Source organism: Sphingomonas trueperi (genome assembly GCF_011927635.1).
GTDB classification, from domain to species: domain Bacteria; phylum Pseudomonadota; class Alphaproteobacteria; order Sphingomonadales; family Sphingomonadaceae; genus Sphingomonas; species Sphingomonas trueperi.
Window position 1 is genome coordinate 16,680 of record NZ_JAATJB010000023.1, and the last position, 15,550, is coordinate 32,229.

16 protein-coding genes are annotated in these 15,550 nt (G+C 66.1%); 2 read left to right on the forward strand and 14 right to left on the reverse strand.

The annotated features are described in order from the left end of the window. Window positions 1-2: 2 nt before the first annotated feature. The 12 genes from GGR89_RS20780 to GGR89_RS20835 form a co-directional block, all read right to left on the reverse strand. The gene (locus GGR89_RS20780; protein WP_167713100.1) at window positions 3-2,264 is read right to left on the reverse strand and encodes a phage tail protein; all 2,262 of its coding nucleotides are present in this window, start codon (window positions 2,262-2,264) and stop codon (window positions 3-5) included. Continuing rightward, window positions 2,237-2,869: a phage connector family protein gene (locus tag GGR89_RS20785; protein ID WP_167713102.1), complete on the reverse strand. Its 633-nt coding sequence runs from the start codon at window positions 2,867-2,869 to the stop codon at window positions 2,237-2,239. The genes GGR89_RS20780 and GGR89_RS20785 overlap by 28 nt, the downstream gene beginning before the upstream one ends. 116 nt (window positions 2,870-2,985) lie before the next feature. Continuing rightward, window positions 2,986-3,432 carry a hypothetical protein gene (locus tag GGR89_RS20790; RefSeq protein ID WP_167713104.1) on the reverse strand — a complete coding sequence of 149 codons (447 nt, stop codon included), beginning with the start codon at window positions 3,430-3,432 and terminating at the stop codon, window positions 2,986-2,988. A 3-nt stretch (window positions 3,433-3,435) separates the two neighbouring features. After that, the gene (locus GGR89_RS20795; protein ID WP_167713106.1) at window positions 3,436-4,374 is read right to left on the reverse strand and encodes a phage capsid protein; all 939 of its coding nucleotides are present in this window, start codon (window positions 4,372-4,374) and stop codon (window positions 3,436-3,438) included. Between the two features lie 243 nt (window positions 4,375-4,617). Next, window positions 4,618-5,445 (reverse strand): hypothetical protein, encoded by an 828-nt coding sequence (locus GGR89_RS20800; protein WP_167713108.1) that lies wholly within the window; start codon window positions 5,443-5,445, stop codon window positions 4,618-4,620. Continuing rightward, a complete protein-coding gene (locus GGR89_RS20805; RefSeq protein ID WP_167713110.1) occupies window positions 5,438-5,776 on the reverse strand; it encodes a Bbp19 family protein in 339 nt (112 codons plus the stop codon). The genes GGR89_RS20800 and GGR89_RS20805 overlap by 8 nt, the downstream gene beginning before the upstream one ends. Then, window positions 5,760-7,430, reverse strand: coding sequence for a portal protein (locus GGR89_RS20810; RefSeq protein WP_167713112.1), 1,671 nt, complete (start codon window positions 7,428-7,430; stop codon window positions 5,760-5,762). The genes GGR89_RS20805 and GGR89_RS20810 overlap by 17 nt, the downstream gene beginning before the upstream one ends. Before the next feature lie 19 nt (window positions 7,431-7,449). Then, window positions 7,450-8,196 carry a hypothetical protein gene (locus GGR89_RS20815; RefSeq protein ID WP_167713114.1) on the reverse strand — a complete coding sequence of 249 codons (747 nt, stop codon included), beginning with the start codon at window positions 8,194-8,196 and terminating at the stop codon, window positions 7,450-7,452. A gap of 27 nt (window positions 8,197-8,223) precedes the next feature. Then, entirely contained in the window at window positions 8,224-8,502 is a 279-nt protein-coding gene (locus tag GGR89_RS20820; protein ID WP_167713116.1) for a hypothetical protein, read from the reverse strand. 1 nt (window position 8,503) lies between these two features. Then, complete coding sequence (locus GGR89_RS20825; protein WP_167713118.1) at window positions 8,504-10,159, reverse strand: hypothetical protein; 1,656 nt, start codon at window positions 10,157-10,159, stop codon at window positions 8,504-8,506. After that, window positions 10,156-10,446 carry a hypothetical protein gene (locus tag GGR89_RS20830; protein ID WP_167713119.1) on the reverse strand — a complete coding sequence of 97 codons (291 nt, stop codon included), beginning with the start codon at window positions 10,444-10,446 and terminating at the stop codon, window positions 10,156-10,158. The genes GGR89_RS20825 and GGR89_RS20830 overlap by 4 nt, the downstream gene beginning before the upstream one ends. Window positions 10,447-10,885: 439 nt before the next feature. Continuing rightward, window positions 10,886-11,485 (reverse strand): hypothetical protein, encoded by a 600-nt coding sequence (locus GGR89_RS20835; protein WP_167713121.1) that lies wholly within the window; start codon window positions 11,483-11,485, stop codon window positions 10,886-10,888. 748 nt (window positions 11,486-12,233) lie between these two features. On the opposite strand from GGR89_RS20835, the gene GGR89_RS20840 reads away from it, so the two are divergent. Next, entirely contained in the window at window positions 12,234-12,458 is a 225-nt protein-coding gene (locus GGR89_RS20840; RefSeq protein ID WP_167713123.1) for a hypothetical protein, read from the forward strand. 87 nt (window positions 12,459-12,545) lie between these two features. Continuing rightward, window positions 12,546-13,223 carry a hypothetical protein gene (locus tag GGR89_RS20845; protein WP_167713125.1) on the forward strand — a complete coding sequence of 226 codons (678 nt, stop codon included), beginning with the start codon at window positions 12,546-12,548 and terminating at the stop codon, window positions 13,221-13,223. On the opposite strand, the gene GGR89_RS20850 is transcribed toward GGR89_RS20845, so the two are convergent. Continuing rightward, window positions 13,218-15,044: a hypothetical protein gene (locus GGR89_RS20850; protein WP_167713127.1), complete on the reverse strand. Its 1,827-nt coding sequence runs from the start codon at window positions 15,042-15,044 to the stop codon at window positions 13,218-13,220. The two genes, GGR89_RS20845 and GGR89_RS20850, sit on opposite strands and share 6 nt — an antisense overlap. A 142-nt stretch (window positions 15,045-15,186) precedes the next feature. Next, a complete protein-coding gene (locus tag GGR89_RS20855; protein ID WP_167713129.1) occupies window positions 15,187-15,549 on the reverse strand; it encodes a hypothetical protein in 363 nt (120 codons plus the stop codon). Window position 15,550: the final 1 nt, after the last annotated feature.

Genomic DNA, 15,550 nt, shown 5'->3' on the forward strand with positions numbered 1-15,550 from the left:
CATCACTGCAGCTCGTAATCGGCGACGAGCGCCAGCAGCAGCGACGGCAGCGGTTGCGTGCGGCGGATTGTGATCAGGCCCTCTCGATCGAAGTCGCCGCCGGTGTCGATCGGAAGGAAGCCGGTGAACAAGGGCGTCGCCTGATCGAAGGGCACCGTAACGCGGCGTGTATTCACCGTGCGCGCCCGAAGGCTCTGCACTTCCACTTCCAGGCCGCCGCTTTCGAACAGCTGCAGCGTCGTCTTGAGAATTTTCTTGATCTGGCCCTGCGCGGTGCCGCCGGCCGTGGTGAACTCGGGCGGCAGCAGCGACAGCTCGGCCGGGTAAGCCAGCCCGATATGGATCGCGCTGGCGGGGAAGTCGATCGCCCATTCGCCGCCCGGGCCGATGACGATATCGCGATGCGCCCGGCCGTCCGCCAGCACCGAACAGGTTTGTCCCGCCAGATGCGCAAGGCCACTGCCGTTGCTGATCGGCGGGCCGCCCATCACGCCCAGATAGGATAAGCCGGCATCGACCAGATAGGAGAGCTGGACCGCCTCGCCGGTATCGCGCAGCGGCATCATCCGGAGCATCCACCAGCCGCCCGCCGGGGTTTCCGCTGCGATCCACATGCGGTCGCGCGTGCCCTCGGGCGCGACGATCGATGCGATGCTGCGCGCCTTCATCGCCCCGCCGAGCTCGCGCCGGGCCCAACCGAACACCTGTTGGCTGGGCGAATAGGTCATCGCCGCAAGCGCACCGTCGCCCTGCACAGCCCAGATCTGGCGTTCCGGCTCCTGCAGCCAGGCCAGCTCGACGAAGCCGGCCTGCCCCAGATGCTCGGCCAGGCGCGTCATGTCCGGCGCTTCGTAGCGATCGGTGGTGACGGCATAGCCCAGTTCATGCACCTTCCGCCCGGCGCGCTGGATGAACAGCACGCGGCCATCCGCCATCACCGGCCGCGTCGCCGCGGAGCCATAGGTGGATTGCGTGTCGATTTCGATCACCGGCGGCCCGGGCGTGCCGCTCTGGACGAGCAGCTGCTCGGCGATATGCTCGGCCTTGGCGGTTCCGATTAACAGCTTGCGATCGGCTGCCAGCCAGCGGATGCGGTTCGGGTTGGGCAGTCGCGTCGAGAAGGCGAGGTCGCGCTGGAAATCGCCGGCATCGTCGCGCCGGGCGAAATCGGCGGTGCCGGCCCCATAGCCGCCCACCGCCGTGCCATCCAGTTCGTCGCCCTTGGCGAACACCAGCCGTTCATTCCAGATCGTGACCGCCTCCGGCCAGCCGCGCCGGTTGCTATACTTGCCGAAGGCCCAGCGCCAGGTGGGGATCGCAAAGTCCGTCGGCAGGCGGCGCAGCACCGTCGCCGTCGCGCTGGCGCCGTCACCGGCTACCGCAGTGATGCGCAGCATGCCGAAGCGATCGTGCTTGTACCGCCACTGCACCCCGCCGGCTGCGTTGCTGTTGATGTCCGTGCCGCTAGCCATGCCGTCATAGGCAAGGCCTTCGGTGTGTATCGGCTGCACCGTGCCGGTGCGCCCGCTGGTCGCTGCGGTATAGACCTTGCCGTCCGAGCTGCGATCCTCGCCGGCAGCGACGGTAATACCCGGCTCCCACGCTGGCACGCTGGCATAATCGCCTGCTTCCAGTTCGAACAGCCCGCCCACATCGCCGGGCTGGAAGAAGCCGGTAATCGGCGCGCCCGTATCGCCGGCCGTGAGCGTTACGCTGCCCGTGTCGCCGCTGGCGGATACCACCTGCAGTTCATCGGCATTGCCGGTCTCGAAGGGGCCATTCTGCAAGTCGAGCGTCACCAGCGAGAACGTCGTAGCCGTCAGCCGGCGCAATTCCATCGGGGGTGTGGAAGGGTGGACGAGATACAGCACATCCAGCGACTGGTGGAAATCGAGGCCCTCGACCTGCGCATAGTTCCACGGCGTGGCGATTTCGTAGGGCACACCAGGCGCGGTCTCGATCCTGCCGTCGCCGGTATAGAAGCGAAACCGGCCGGCACTTGCCTCGATCGCGTAGCTCTGTAGCACGTCATATTCGAACGGCAGGCAGCGGAACGGCCCGGCCGCCTGGGCGACGAACACCGTGCCCGGCATCGCTGCCGCTGGCCCCTGCAGCAGCGGCATCCACCCCAGCATCTTGACGCATCCGGCCGCATAGGCGGCGGCATCGGTGCGACCTAGGAGGCGCGGGCTCAGCTCACCGGCGTTGAAGCTGCCGCGCTGGACGCGGGCGCGGCTCATACGATCGGCGGCCCATATTGCCATTCGCGGCCGCCCGCCTCGCGCGCGCCGAGCCAGCTGGAAAGCCGTGCGGTCAGCCGCGCCCGGTTGCCGCTGGCCATGCCGTCCTGCCGCTTGCCGGATCGGATTGCATTTTCCAGGCGCGCCGCGAGCTTCTGCGACATCGCATCGCTGCCGGTAATGACGGTGAAGATCTCGAAGGCCAACGCGGCGGACATGCTGTGGGTGAAGCCCGGCGACCACCGGCTGGGATCTTCGACGCGGACGATCCACCGCGTCTTGAGCGGCGGCGGCGCATCGCTAAGCAGGTACTGGCCCTGCTCGATCACGCCGAAGCCGCCCCAATCTTCGTCGGGGCGGGCGGGCAGGAAGCGTAGGCCATCGGCCGGGCGCTCGAAGGCGCGGGCATAGCGATCGGTGTCGACGCCCACCACCTGCGCCGTGGTGCGGTTCTCCACCGCAAAATTCCAGGGGTGCGACGCCAGCAATTCGTCGCGGCAGAAGTCGATCGTATCGCGCGCGGCCTCAGCCAGCGGCGCGGGATCGTCCAGGCTGGAAATCCGCTGGGCCGTGCCAAGCCAGATCGCCGCGCGGTTCACGATGCGGATCAGGCTGGGCTGTGCGGCCAAGGGATGCTCCTTTGGGTTCGTAAAGGCATGCCGCCGCCCGGCTCATCCCCAATCCGCCCCGGCTCACAACGAGAAGGATCGGACCGGGCGGCGGCGCCCCACGATGGGCGCTGGTGTCAGCGCCCCGTGTAGTGCAGCTCCATCACGAGGATGCCGCTGCTCGGCAGAGCGGCGGTGCCCACGGTGAAGAAGATTTCGGTATCGCTATCGACCGGATCGGCCGTCAGCGCCGCGGTGGGCGCCGCCGTCGTCGGCGTCTCCACCGCGGTGAAGACCGCCGCCGCGCGATAGGCTGCCGGCGCGCCGGCATAGCCGATCGCGATGGTGGCCGTGCCCAGCGAGACGCTGGAGGTGATCCGCACACCCGCGAAGCGATGCCCCTTGGGGAGAACGCCGATGACGTTGGTATCGCCCGACGCCTTGGCGACGGTCGACTGGCTCAGATCGAACGTGGCGAGCGTCTCGCGGCGGCGCGAAAGCACCTTGCGGCCGTCCGCCTTGAGCGCGGGAACGACACTGCCGTCCCGAACGCCCACCAGTTCCTTGGAATAGCCCTTGGCCATGGATCAGCCCTCCTTGCACTGCATGACGAAGCACTTGTCTTCGTTCAGGCGGGTGAACCCGACGCAGGTATAGCCCGCGATCTGGGTCGAGTGGTTCTTGTCGGCGCGGAGGTCGATATGGCTTTCGAACTCCAGCCACGAACCGCGATGGATGCCCGAAGGCACGAACACCGGCACGCTGCGGATGTTGGGCGAGGCCGACGCGAGCGTCAGCGCCGAGCCGCGCGGATAGGCCTTGGCCGAACCGTAGCGCATGGGCACGAAGGTGAAGCCCAGGAAGGTCGCCACCTTGCCGCTCTGCAGCGGCATCACGTCCTGCGGGTTGAAATCCTTGCTGCGGATCTCGGGGATCTTCAGCAGGTCCGCCACCTGCCGCGGCGTCACCGGGATGATCGGCGTTTCTTCTTCGTCGGCGAACGACTCGCTGATCATCATCTGCATGTCGATCAGCTTGTTCAGCGTCATGCCGGTCTGGGTGCCGGTGGTGCCATAGTCGGACGCCATGACGTTGGCCGACTTGAACGGCACGGCGATCGTGCCCTTCTCGCCGGTATAGGCGGTGCCGAAATAGCCTTCCAGGAAGGCATCGTCCTGGGTGCGGCGGATGCCGCGCGCGGTGCCGACGACGAGCGGCGACTTGATATCGACGCTGGTGGACATCGCATCGTCGGGATCGAGCAGCGGGATGACGGCGCGGCGGCGCGGCTTGTGCATCCAGCGCCGCTCGACGCTGGTATCGGTGTTCACCGTGTCCGCGTTGCGGCCCTCGATCTCGTGGGCCTCCATGTCGGAGAAGCGATCGGTGATCTCGACCGAGGCGCCGGAATGGCTTCCCTTCGATCCGGCGAACATCTGGGCACGGCCGGGCGTTTCGTTGAGCTGGAACTCGACGTTTGCCTGATATTCGGCAGTGCGGGTGGTATCGGCCCAATTCTCGGGCATGGCGGGTCTCCCGATGGAAAAAGCAAAAGCTGTTGCGATTTCGATCGGGGTGTCCGCTGGACGCGGGGCCGCTCTGGGCTGGTATCGCCGGCCTTGCGGCGCCCCTGCTTTCGGGGAGTGCACCGGGGCCGCAGAAGCGGGGTGTCCGGGTGAGACGGGGCAGACTGCTAAGACACCCCGTCTCGACGCGAGGAATGTTACGGGAGCGCCCCTCCCGTCAAGGTCCGAACTGGAAACACGGCATTATCGCGCCGCCTGGGCATTGGCCGCGTCGAGCAGCTTCCGCCGCGCGCGCATCGTGTCGGGGTCGCCGGCCCTGATCTTGTCGCGGTTGGCCTGATCAAATTCCTTGATCTGGTCCTTGGCATTGCTCGCATCGCCACCGCCAAGCCCGGCACCCTTCCCGTCCGGATCCACCCGCACGGGCTCGCCGAATTTCTCGGCCAAGCCGAAGGCGAGCTTCATCAGGTTGCCCGTGCCCAGGCGGACATCCAGCTCGGTCACTACCGCTTCGTCCAGGCCAAGCGATTTGAACAGCCCCTGCGCCGAGGCGAGCTTGGCGTCATAGTCGGGGGTCGCTCCCTTGAACGCCTTCAGTTCGGCTTCGCTTGCGCTGTTCCGCTCGGCGATATCCTTCGCGACGAACTCGTTGTTCCAATCCGCCAGCGCCTTTGCCCAGCGCGGCGGCAGGCCGATTTCGTGTGCCTTGGCTCGGAACGCATCGGCGAACTTCGCCGCCGGCCCGGCCGGATCGACGCCCTCCGGCAAGCCGATCGCATATTCGCTTGGGTCAGCCGGGCGCAGCGTCTCGCCGAACTTCGACCAGGCCGCATCGTCGTCGCCGCTGGGCAGCACCACGCGCGAGCTGGCCACCTTGCGCGCCTCGACATGGCCGCGCGCCAGTTCTTCCAGCGAGGCATAGCGCGAGAGCGTTGCGTCCCCCTTCAGTTCGTCGGGCAGACTCGCCATCCATTCGGGCGCCGCCGCGCCGGCAGGCGCGCCACCGGCACCGCCCGCGCCGCCGTCACCCCCGGCACCGCCTTCGCCGGCGCCCTCCACAAGATCAGTCATCTTCATGCTCCCGTAGCTGGCGTGTGAGCGCCGCCAGCTTTGCGCCGTCCAGCTCCAGGCCGGACATCAGGTACAGCGCCAGCTCGCGCGCGCCTTCGCGGCGCGCATGCTCGCGCGGATCGGTGTGAAAACTGCTGTCATGCACGCGACCGCGCTTCGCGATCTCGGCGAAGAACGCAGCCGCATCCGGCGTCAGCGTGCCATCTTCTTCCCGGAACAGCCGGCGATACCGCGAATGGCGCGAGGTCAGAGCCGCCAGGCGCTCGCGGATTGAGCGGCGGAAGGCTGCCGCGCGCTGGCCCAGCGACAGGCCGTCAGGCTGGGAGGACATTGCTTGCCCCCGCGCGCGAAAGCTTGTCGGCCACGTCCGCCACCACCGGCGCGGCTTCTAGGAGTTGCGCCGCCTGCGCCTGTCCGGCCACCGCCTGATCCTTGGCCTCGCGCTCGGCTTCGTCGGTTTCCCACGCGGCCGGTGCCGAGTGCACCCAGGCGAGGCCGGAGACGATCTTGCGGAAATCGTAGATCGTCAGGAAATCATCGATCAGTTGCGGCTTGGCCTGGATCAGCGGCGTCACGCCCTGCAGCAGCTGATAGAAGCCGCCGGCTTCCTCGGCGCGACGTGCGCGCGCCAGCGGGTTTTCGTACTGCGACTGATAGCTGCCGCCGGCCTCGCGGACCTCGCCCGGCATGTCGTCGAGCAGGCCGATTTCGCCCATCAGGTCAAGTTCCCGGTCCGTGCCTGGGCCGAACCATTCGGTTTCCTGCCGCCCCAGCGGCGAGAGCAGCAGCCCCTTTTCCTGGGCGCGTTCCATGATCGCCGCGGCCGAGACGTGGCTTTTCAGCCCGCCGTCATTCTGCTGCACCAGGAACAGATCGTTGAAAAAGGCCTGTTGGATCCGCTGGCGGGTGTCCATCAGCATTTCGCGGGCGCCGCTGATGTCGATGCCTTCGAACATCGCTCGCACCTTCGGGTTTCCGTCCGCGTCGAGGCCGCCATAGGTGACGCCGCCCGCGAAATACTGGATCAACCCGTCCAGATCGTCATCGGCGGCGAGCAGCGCCGGGCGCCCCATGAATTCGCACGCGGTCACGATGTCGCGCACCATCTGCTGGCATTGCTTTACATCGGGCAGCACCGACATGCCGGGGCCGCGGCCGTAGGTTTCGAACGGCGCCTTCTCGTACCGCGAATAGACGCGCGGCATCGATCGATAGCCGCCGCGATCAAAGATCGCCTTTTCCGCGATATCGACATGGCAATGGGCCCAGGGCTTGCCCAGCCAGTCCATCCGGCCTTCCTCATAGCGGACGTTGGGTTCGATCACTTCCAGATAGTCGTTCTTGCGCTCGGGATCGGGCGTCGGCCCTTTCAGCGCCTTCGCGGCCGAGGGCGGGATTTCGTTCGGCCAGCGCTGCGCCGCCTGTCGCGCCGTGAGGGTGAAGCGGCGGTGCATCGTGTCGACGCGGCCCCAGGCATCCTCCGCCACCCACAGCGAGCCGATATGATCGCTGCGATAGAACAGGCCGAGCGGGCGACCCATCTTGTCGCGCCGCACCTCGATCCACGTCGCCTGATTGCCGAAGGCGAGCAGCGACGCCCAGCTTTCATGCGCCTGCGTATCGAAGCCGGAAAAGGGCATAGTGCGCAGCTGGAACAGCTGGGCCGTCTTGCGCTGGTACCATTCGCGCACGTGGCGCAGCTTGCCCAGTTCTTCGTCGCGCGGGGCGAGCACCTGCCACCGCGTGCCCTTGGGCATGGAATAGCCTTCGCACACCGCGATACCGCGATCCATCGCGAGCATCGCGGTGCTGTCGAAGATTTTGCTCGACCGCTTCTGACCTTGCGGACGCATGCCGCTCAGTTCGAGGAAATCGGCCTGCCGGGGAAGCAGGTGCTGGGCGACATCCTGCCACATGGCATCGAAGTTCATCCGATCGGCCTCCATGGCCGATTGGCGCTTCAGGATCGCGGTTGCGTCGTCCATGCCCTGCCTCCCCTTTCGTTCAGTTCACAGCGAAGGCGAGGTGCCCGGCGGGCAGCCGTGCTTCGTGGCCACCGCCGATCACCAGCGGCTGCATCAGCCGCGTCATCGCCCAGTGGCCGTTCGAATGGAGCCAGACGGCTTCGATCCGCGCCGAGGGCGCCATCAGGGGGAAGTCGATCGCTTCGTTGACGATCAGGCGTCCGCCTTCGCCGCTGATGGCGGCAGGCCGGATCGGCACCGACATCCCGGCGAGGAAGCTTTCGCCCTCGCTGAAATACAGCTCCGCACCGTCGATCAGCACATCGCCATCCACGCCGCCGAGCGCCGCGCAGGCCTCTCCGAACAGGCGAACGGCATTTTCCCGTTCGACCGCGACATTGCGATCAGTCAGCGCGAGAGCGGCAGCCTGGACTTCCGCGTCCCGGGCGATGCGATCCCGCTCGGCGTCCAGTGCGGCCTGGACATCATCGAACACGGGCGCAGCAGGTCCACCGGCGGGTGCGCCTTCGACGCCGCCCTGATCCTGCGCACCCTGATCATTACCACCCTGCTCGCCGGTGCCCTGATCATCAGCGCCCTGCCCCTCGGCCAGTGCGGCGAGACGGACATCGATCGCAGCAACCAGCGTGCTGCGCGTCTTCCCCTCGCCTTCCGCTTCCTCGAGCGCACGGAGCTGCTCGAGCTGTTCCTTGTTCAGCGCGGCAAGCTTGGGCTTGATATCATCCACCTTCAGGCCCTGCAGCGCGTTTACGTCGGTCGTTTCCATCGTCGGTTCCTTCCAATCGTCGGAGGATCAGCCCCCCGGTCCCAACAGCGTCTTCGCGGCGGGTGTCGCGGCGGCGGCATCGCCGGCATAGGTGTTGCCCGCGCCGCCCGTGCGGCGGCGGCGAAGATCTTCGCGCCGCGCCAGCTCGGCAGCCGCATCACGCGTGGGGACGGCAGCGGCCGCCTGCTGAACCTGTGGCGTGGCTGCCTGTGGCTTTGGCGCCAAGAGCTTGCCGACGACGCTCCCGGCGGCGGCAACCCCGCCACCGATCAGAAGCGGCACCAAAGCTGGAGCTGCGAAAGCCATCCTATCCTCCCGAGAAATAGCCGTTGCCGAAATTGGCGCCGCCTTGGCCGGCCGCGCGGGCCGCCGCACGGCCCTTGCGCTGTTGCTTGCCGAGGATCTCCGCCACGGCCGCGCCGTCCGCCATCGCGGCGTATTGCAGCGCGTCCTGCACGTGGCTGAACATGTTCTTCCGTGGCTCGCTGTCGAACCGGCCTGTACCGTCTCCACCCACGGCAACGCGCTGGTAGTGATAGCCTGAGACGAACCCCCGGCGCAGAACCTTGCATTCCTTCGCCATGACGAAACCGGGGTGCTGGCCATCGATCAGCGCCAGCATCGGGCGGCGGACCGCTTCCAGGCGCACGTGCAGCTGGTTGGTCCGCGCCGGCTTGATTGGCCGGTGGATCTGCGCGGAGACGATCTGGAGCCAGCTTTTCTCGTTGCCGCTCTTGTCGGTGCCGTCCTTCGCCGAAGGATCGCAGACGAACTCGATATCCTTTTCGCGCTCGAATTCGCGAAAGCCCGAGCTGGCGCTTGTGCCGGTCGCGATCCGATGAAGCGTGGAAACCGACTTCCGCGACAGCTGGATCGACGGGAACCGCTCGGCGATGAACCGCGCCACCGCCTGCCCGAAGCGCGTGGGCCCCACGCCGGACAGCGCTTCGTCGCCTTCCGGGAACACGCACAACTCGGCTAGCACCCGCAGCTGGCCCAGGCTGTCGCGCTGGACGAACACCGCGGCGGGGGTAAGCCCCGCGTCCATGCCAACGATCAGCGTGCGCGAAGGATCGAATTCGACCGTATCGGCGATATGCCGGTGGAAGTTGAATTCCGGATAGACCGGCTGGCCGTGCTGCAGCGGCACCGGCTTGTTGTCGATCATGCGATCGATGTAGTTCCGCTTCGATTTGTTCAGCGCGATCTGCAGCGCATAGTATCCGGCGGGCAGGTTTTTGAGGTTTTCGGCGCCGGGCTCGCGTGCGCCGGGCTGCAGGAACGTCTCGACCAGCGGGCGACCGTTCAGCGCCTCAATCAGCGCGGGGTCATCGCCCAGGCTGAAATCTTCATCGATCAGCGTCTTGTACGCGTGATTGTCGATGTCCGGCATGTTGAGATCGACGATGATCTGGGGATCGACCACCAGGCGCGGATCAAGGTCGCTGAAACGGCCGACGCGGCCGGAGAGGTAGGGCAGCAGCTCGCCGGGCAGCGTGTCATATTCGTTCGCCCAGGCCGCGTTGATTTCCCAGCCGCGCGTGATCGCCTCGACCGACTTGTCGCCGATCGCGCGGAACTCGGCTTCAACATCGCAGATATCCGTGGGCGCACCACTGATCGGATCGGTAGCGAGGATGACGCGGAAGGTATGCCGCCGCGGCGCGTCCCACACGAACTTCCCGCGTTCCTCGGGGACGACCTTGAACCACGACGACAAAACGTTGGCGTCCAGGTTCGGATAGGTGTCGCGGATCACGCCGATGCGCGCCTTGCGCATCTTGAGCCCATCGCGCTTCCGCACGCGCGGTTTCTGTTTCACGGCGATCGCCAGCAGCTTCTGGCAGCAGGTGATCGTCTTGCCCGAACCGACTGGGCCGATGATGCCGGCCACGAATGCGCGGCTTTCGAAGAACCGGGCCGCAACCGGGCCCACCATGTCGAGGACACGGCCGTCCATCATGCGCCCGGCTCCGCAGCTTCGCCGGCAGCGCTTCGCAACTTCGCAGCGTGCGCGCGCAGCTGCTCGGCCACCGCGTCGAGCGCATCCGCCGTTTCCAGCAGCGTCGCATCGGACAGGCCACGCTCGGCCGACGCGTATTTCCGCACCGTGCGCGTGTCGAGCTTGAGGTGGGCCGCCAGGCGGGCCTTGCCCATCAACTCGCCGGCCACTTCGAACAACCGAACGCGGATCAGCCGCGTACGGAAATCACTGGGCCGCTTTTCCGGCCCACGCGGCGGTTGATCCACAGGGTTCACCGAACACCCCCGTTGACGATCGCCTGCGCGGCGCTAGGCTGCCCAGCTCGCGCCCGGCTCACATTCCAGGCATTCGCGCTACCACCCCGCTGCCCGATGGCCGCGGCGACGCGCATCCCCCCGACCCCGGCGCGAGCGGGTCCGATTTCGCGCATGGCCTCAGCCTTTCCCTCACCCCGACCCCGGTGCCCGGCGGTCTTATGTCGCGGCAGGAGCCGAACCGCCCCAGGCGTCCAGAAGGACAGCGCCAAATCGCTGAAAATCACGTGCGACGTGGGGGGAGGAACAAGGCGCGCGGCGATGGGGGGAAGCCCCCCCTCGGCCTTCGGCCGACCACCCCCCACCGGCTCGCGGTGAAGCTGCGATACCTGACGCGCCGAGTGGAAAAGCGATGCCTTTCCAGCCACATAGGCCATGCGTTCCGACTGCATCATTCCGACACCTCCGGATCGACATCGAAAAAGTCAGCATTATCAGCCTCTTCGCCGTCGCCCTCAGGCACCTCGGCGAACTCGGCTCGGAGCTGCTCGACCTGCTCGGCCGAATGCGTGAGGCCGGCGATGGCCAGGTGCAAATCGCCCTTCACCGTCATGTCGATCGCGACCGGCTTCTTGCCGTGGAAGTAGGGCATCAGATCCAGGGCAACGCGCGCCTGCCGGTCCCACGCTTGGGCCATGGTGCAGCCCAGCTCGGCGGCGAGCAGCTCGACCGGCCGGGCGATCATCCGCATCAGCTTGACCGCCGGATCGGGCCCGAACTGGCCCAGGTAGCGCGCCAGGTCGGCGGTGCTGCGGTTCACCGCGCCGGGCTTCCGCCCCCGCGCGCCCTGCGCCCGCCACTCGGCCACCGCCTCCGCCATCGACCCGCCGCGCGCCCGCTGGATCGCCAGCACCTCCGCCGCGTCGGGCTCCAGGCAGTCTTCGGACGTGAGAAGGTCGAGCTGCTCGGCCTGGGCGACCGGCGCGACGGCGCGGCGCGCGTCCTCGACCGCTCCCGCCACCACCGCTGCCGTACCTCGCGCTTCGCTCACCCCAAATGCCCCTAAATTGGCAGTTGCGGCGGATCAGGTACCGCACGGGAAGCGCGCGGGTCCAAGGCGGAACGTTGACCGTGACACCGTGACACGTCGTCTCGGGCGGTGTCACGCCCGCGTGTAACGCCTAAGCTACTGTAATTATGGCTCTATATATTAGATGCTACACCGATACACAAAACCCAACGTCTATACGCGTATGCACACACGCGCGCACACGCGTATAGCGCGCGTGCAACGCGCGTGTCGCGGTGTCACACCGGCTGATTAATCTAACGATATCAGTGATTTGCAGCGCTACACCGCCCGGTACACAGACTGCTACACCCCCCGACCCGGTGTGTAGCAGCCACGGAAGCGCCGCTAATTTCTTGCCTGCCATCGATCGGGTCAGGGCGCAAGAGGCGCAAGACGGCCGCAACACACCAACGCAACCGCCGGGTTCGAGGTATGATGCCGCGGGCCAGCCTCCCGCGCTGGGCGCGCGAAGGCTGGCCCGCGAGTGCTATGCGCGCCGCCGATCGGGTCGGGGCGATGGTCGGGCGGAGGATGGCGCGGCCGTGCCGGCCGCGAGCATGATGCCGCGTGCCGCACCGCATCGCACGCTGACCGCGCGCAATGCTGGCACGCGAGTGCCAGCACGGCACATGTGACCTGATAAGTATATACCCCTAGACCCTTGAGAAGGTGTTGCTTTGGCATAACTATCCCCCTCGGGGCGGGGCGAACCGCGCGGGGGAGTACAATGGCGGATCGCGAGACGGTGTATTGGCAGGACGTGCCTAGCGAATACTATGCCGAGCCAGATCGGAGCGCCTTCCACATCATCGATTATGTAGGCAGCCGGCGCGTGCATCGCGTCGTCCCCCGCGCTGTGTTTTTAGCCCAGCTCGACCAAGCAATCAGGTTGGTCACCGCAAGCACACAGAGCGCATCCGTGATCGAGCTTCGCAAGCACAATCGCCCGTGATTAATGATTGCACTTTGCTTACCTCGGGAATTACCCTTCAACATAAGGTTTGCACCCGGTTTCGACGGTAGATAAGGCTGCGCTGTTATGTCCACACCCTTCGACCCTGCCGTTGAAGCTCGGTTTCATGAGCTAATCGGAATTCTAATAACGCAATGGTCGCGTATCCACGAAACTGTTGTTCAACAAACAACTTCCATCCAGATGTGGATATACCTTCAACAAAAGCGAGATTGGTATAAAAAGAAGGGCGGCGATTCTTGGACTGGCAGCGTTGGAGATGCCTTGGTTTTCCCTGAGAAACGGTGGCGGCTCTATCTGAAGTATTTTATCCATCTCTCTCGTGCCGCCCGCGGCAACGATCAGGATCATGAAATTCAACTTCAAAGGGCTACGAGCAAACTCCACAAGCTATACAAGATCAGGAACGATCTAGCCCACGGCCAGCTTAGCATAAACATTATGGACAACCCGCCGACGGCAACGTTTCGGACAAGCGAGTGGGTCCACGAGTGGCTCGATGGCGAAATAGAAAGATCAAGGCCGAAAAAGTGGCTCGCTCTTCCGTTAGAGGACCGCACCTATCAAGCGCTCCAAGACGCTAAGCGAAAGGTTAAGAAGCCGGAACCGATGGAGCGAACTTACACGCTCGATGAGCTATCCGCTGCATTGCGAGAGATGCAAGATGTGTTCGCCAAATTGCATCGCCTCAACCATCATGATCCTAGCATCGTTCCTGTGGCTCCGAAGGTTCCAGTGTCATAGCGCCGTCTCCATCTTTTGCACTGCGATCGCCGGTGCATCCTCTTCCCCAGGCAGCGCCACGGCGATCGGGATCAGCGTGCAGCGGCTTTGGTGGCCGGCGAAACGGATCGCCGCACGCTCGCGCCCGCTCTTGATCGCACCCGGGAGCCGCGCCAGCGCCTGGGTCCACACGCCATCGCGGAACTTTGTATCCTGCAGCAGCCGCGCGAGGCCCACATGGTTGGTGGCCACGGCCAGCCAGTCCTTCCCGTCTTCCTGCACCACCTTGAGCCCGATGCGGCCGATCGCCGCCTGGGCCTTGGCCCGCCTCTCCTTCGCCTCGGTCGCGGCCGGATCCAGCGCGGTGCTGATCAACGGCGCCGTGGCGTCCATCAGCCATTCGGAAACCAGCCGCTGCGGCCCCACGCCCACCAGATTGACCGGCATCGATCGCAGGTGCGACAGGCACAGCATCGGTTCGGCCTCGGCCGAGCTGGTTTCGTCCATCGCCTCGCGGCCGAGCAGGCCGCCCCACAGCGCCAGTTCCTCCGCATCCGGCTCGCCATCGTGCAGCAGCAGCTCGGCCGCCGCGCGCAGCGTGCCGAACTGGTCGGCCGCGCGGTTCTTCTGCTTGCCGATGTCGATCAGCGCGTCTCGATAGGCGTCGAGCAGCATCGACCAGCGGTGCCAGTTGTCCGCGAACCGCTTGAGCAGCCACGCGCCGATCGCGCGCAGCTCGCCCACATGGCGATCGAAGTTCGGCGATCGTGCGCCCGGCGGCAGCGCGCCCAACTCCAGATAGGCGAAGCGGCTGCGATCGGCCGGCTCCATCGGCGGCACGAGGATCGACGAGAACAGGAAGCAACTTTCGGCGCGGAACTCGGTCGCCTTATGGTCCTGCCCGCCCTTGAGCATATTGCCCTGACTGGTCGCGGCCAGGCGCGCCAGCTCGATCAGCGCATAGATCTTCGAATTATCCTTGTCCGCCTCGCTCTCGTCCAGGTTCACCGGCAGCGATTGCTGGCCCAGCGTCTGGCGGACGCCCGCTTCCGATGCCTTGGGGCTCTGCAGGATCGCGCCGTTGAACAGGTATCCGATCAGCTCGAGCAATGTCGACTTGCCGGCCTCGGCGCCGCCGGTCACCCACACCAGCGGCCGGTATTTCAACGCGCCGCCCACCATCGCCGCGCCGAACCAGCCGAGCAGCAACACGGGATCGATCATCGGCCGTGCCCAGTTCCACGTGCGCAGGATCTCCAGCAGCAGCCGCGACGGCGAGGCGTCGGACGGGATTTCCACACCCCGATCGCGCAGCCAGGCCGTCAGCCGCGGCGCCATCACCTCGGCCTTGGCCCTGGGCGCGCCGTCGGGACGGGGTATGGGCGTCTGCATCGGATAGACCATCCCGCCATATTCGCCCGGCCGAACCCATCGGCCGTTGATCAGCAGGTGATTGCCGCAATGGAGGATCAGCGATCCGTCATCGGCGCGCCAGGCGCCACGGCCGCGCACGCGCTCGCGCGGGTTCCACACCCCCTTCTGCGCGCAGGTGTCCATCAGCAGGGCCGAGACGATTTCGGTGTTCCAGCCCACCGTTACCCATTCCTTGATGACGTTGCCATCCTTGTCCTTCACCGGCTTGCCGGCTTCGTCGACCTGGGCAATTTCCTTCCGGCGCGGCCATGCGCGTTCGAGGTAATTGCTGTCCGGCGCGAACATGGCGACGATATGCTTGTTCGCCACTTTGTCCGGCGCCAGCGCGCGCAGCTCGCCCAGCGCGGTCAGGAAATAGAAGGTGCCGTTTTCGGTGCCCACCGGCACCACCGGGCAATCGTCCGGCATCTCGCTTTCGGGCCGCGCATGCCGAGGCCCGGCAAAGCCGGCGCCTCCTGCATGATCGTCAATTTCCGGTTCTTCGATCCGACTGAGCGCCTCGCGGATCGGTTGAAGGTGGCCCGTCATGCCTGCCCCGCCCCTGTTATGTTTATGACCGCATCTCGGCGAAGCGCCTGCGCTTTAAGCCGTGCGGGGTTTCCCAGCCGTCACGCATGCCCGGCCGCAGCTGCAGCGCGCGGCGAACGGCAAGGCCGGTCTCGGTCAGCGCCCCAGAATGATCGGCGACGTTGCAATGAATGGCGACGCGCAGGAGGCCGGAGGTCGATCGCGATCGGCGCCAGTCGGTGAAATCGTACCCGGCGCGCAGATGCGCCACGATGCTGCAGGGGATGCGGTGCACGCCCATGGCATCGCGATATTCCCAGATCGCATAGCGAACCATGCCGGTAGGCCTGCGATGCGCGCCGATCGGCGACAGCTCGCACCAATTTTCCCCTGCAGCTACCTTCATT

Coding starts and splice junctions, on each gene's coding strand:
- GGR89_RS20780 (WP_167713100.1), bottom strand. CDS start 2,264: ATGGCAATATGGGCCGCCGATCGTATGAGCCGCGCCCGCGTCCAGCGC.
- GGR89_RS20790 (WP_167713104.1), bottom strand. CDS start 3,432: ATGGCCAAGGGCTATTCCAAGGAACTGGTGGGCGTTCGGGACGGCAGT.
- GGR89_RS20795 (WP_167713106.1), bottom strand. CDS start 4,374: ATGCCCGAGAATTGGGCCGATACCACCCGCACTGCCGAATATCAGGCA.
- GGR89_RS20800 (WP_167713108.1), bottom strand. CDS start 5,445: ATGACTGATCTTGTGGAGGGCGCCGGCGAAGGCGGTGCCGGGGGTGAC.
- GGR89_RS20805 (WP_167713110.1), bottom strand. CDS start 5,776: ATGTCCTCCCAGCCTGACGGCCTGTCGCTGGGCCAGCGCGCGGCAGCC.
- GGR89_RS20810 (WP_167713112.1), bottom strand. CDS start 7,430: ATGGACGACGCAACCGCGATCCTGAAGCGCCAATCGGCCATGGAGGCC.
- GGR89_RS20815 (WP_167713114.1), bottom strand. CDS start 8,196: ATGGAAACGACCGACGTAAACGCGCTGCAGGGCCTGAAGGTGGATGAT.
- GGR89_RS20820 (WP_167713116.1), bottom strand. CDS start 8,502: ATGGCTTTCGCAGCTCCAGCTTTGGTGCCGCTTCTGATCGGTGGCGGG.
- GGR89_RS20825 (WP_167713118.1), bottom strand. CDS start 10,159: ATGATGGACGGCCGTGTCCTCGACATGGTGGGCCCGGTTGCGGCCCGG.
- GGR89_RS20840 (WP_167713123.1), top strand. CDS start 12,234: ATGGCGGATCGCGAGACGGTGTATTGGCAGGACGTGCCTAGCGAATAC.
- GGR89_RS20845 (WP_167713125.1), top strand. CDS start 12,546: ATGTCCACACCCTTCGACCCTGCCGTTGAAGCTCGGTTTCATGAGCTA.
- GGR89_RS20850 (WP_167713127.1), bottom strand. CDS start 15,044: ATGCCGGACGATTGCCCGGTGGTGCCGGTGGGCACCGAAAACGGCACC.
- GGR89_RS20855 (WP_167713129.1), bottom strand. CDS start 15,549: ATGAAGGTAGCTGCAGGGGAAAATTGGTGCGAGCTGTCGCCGATCGGC.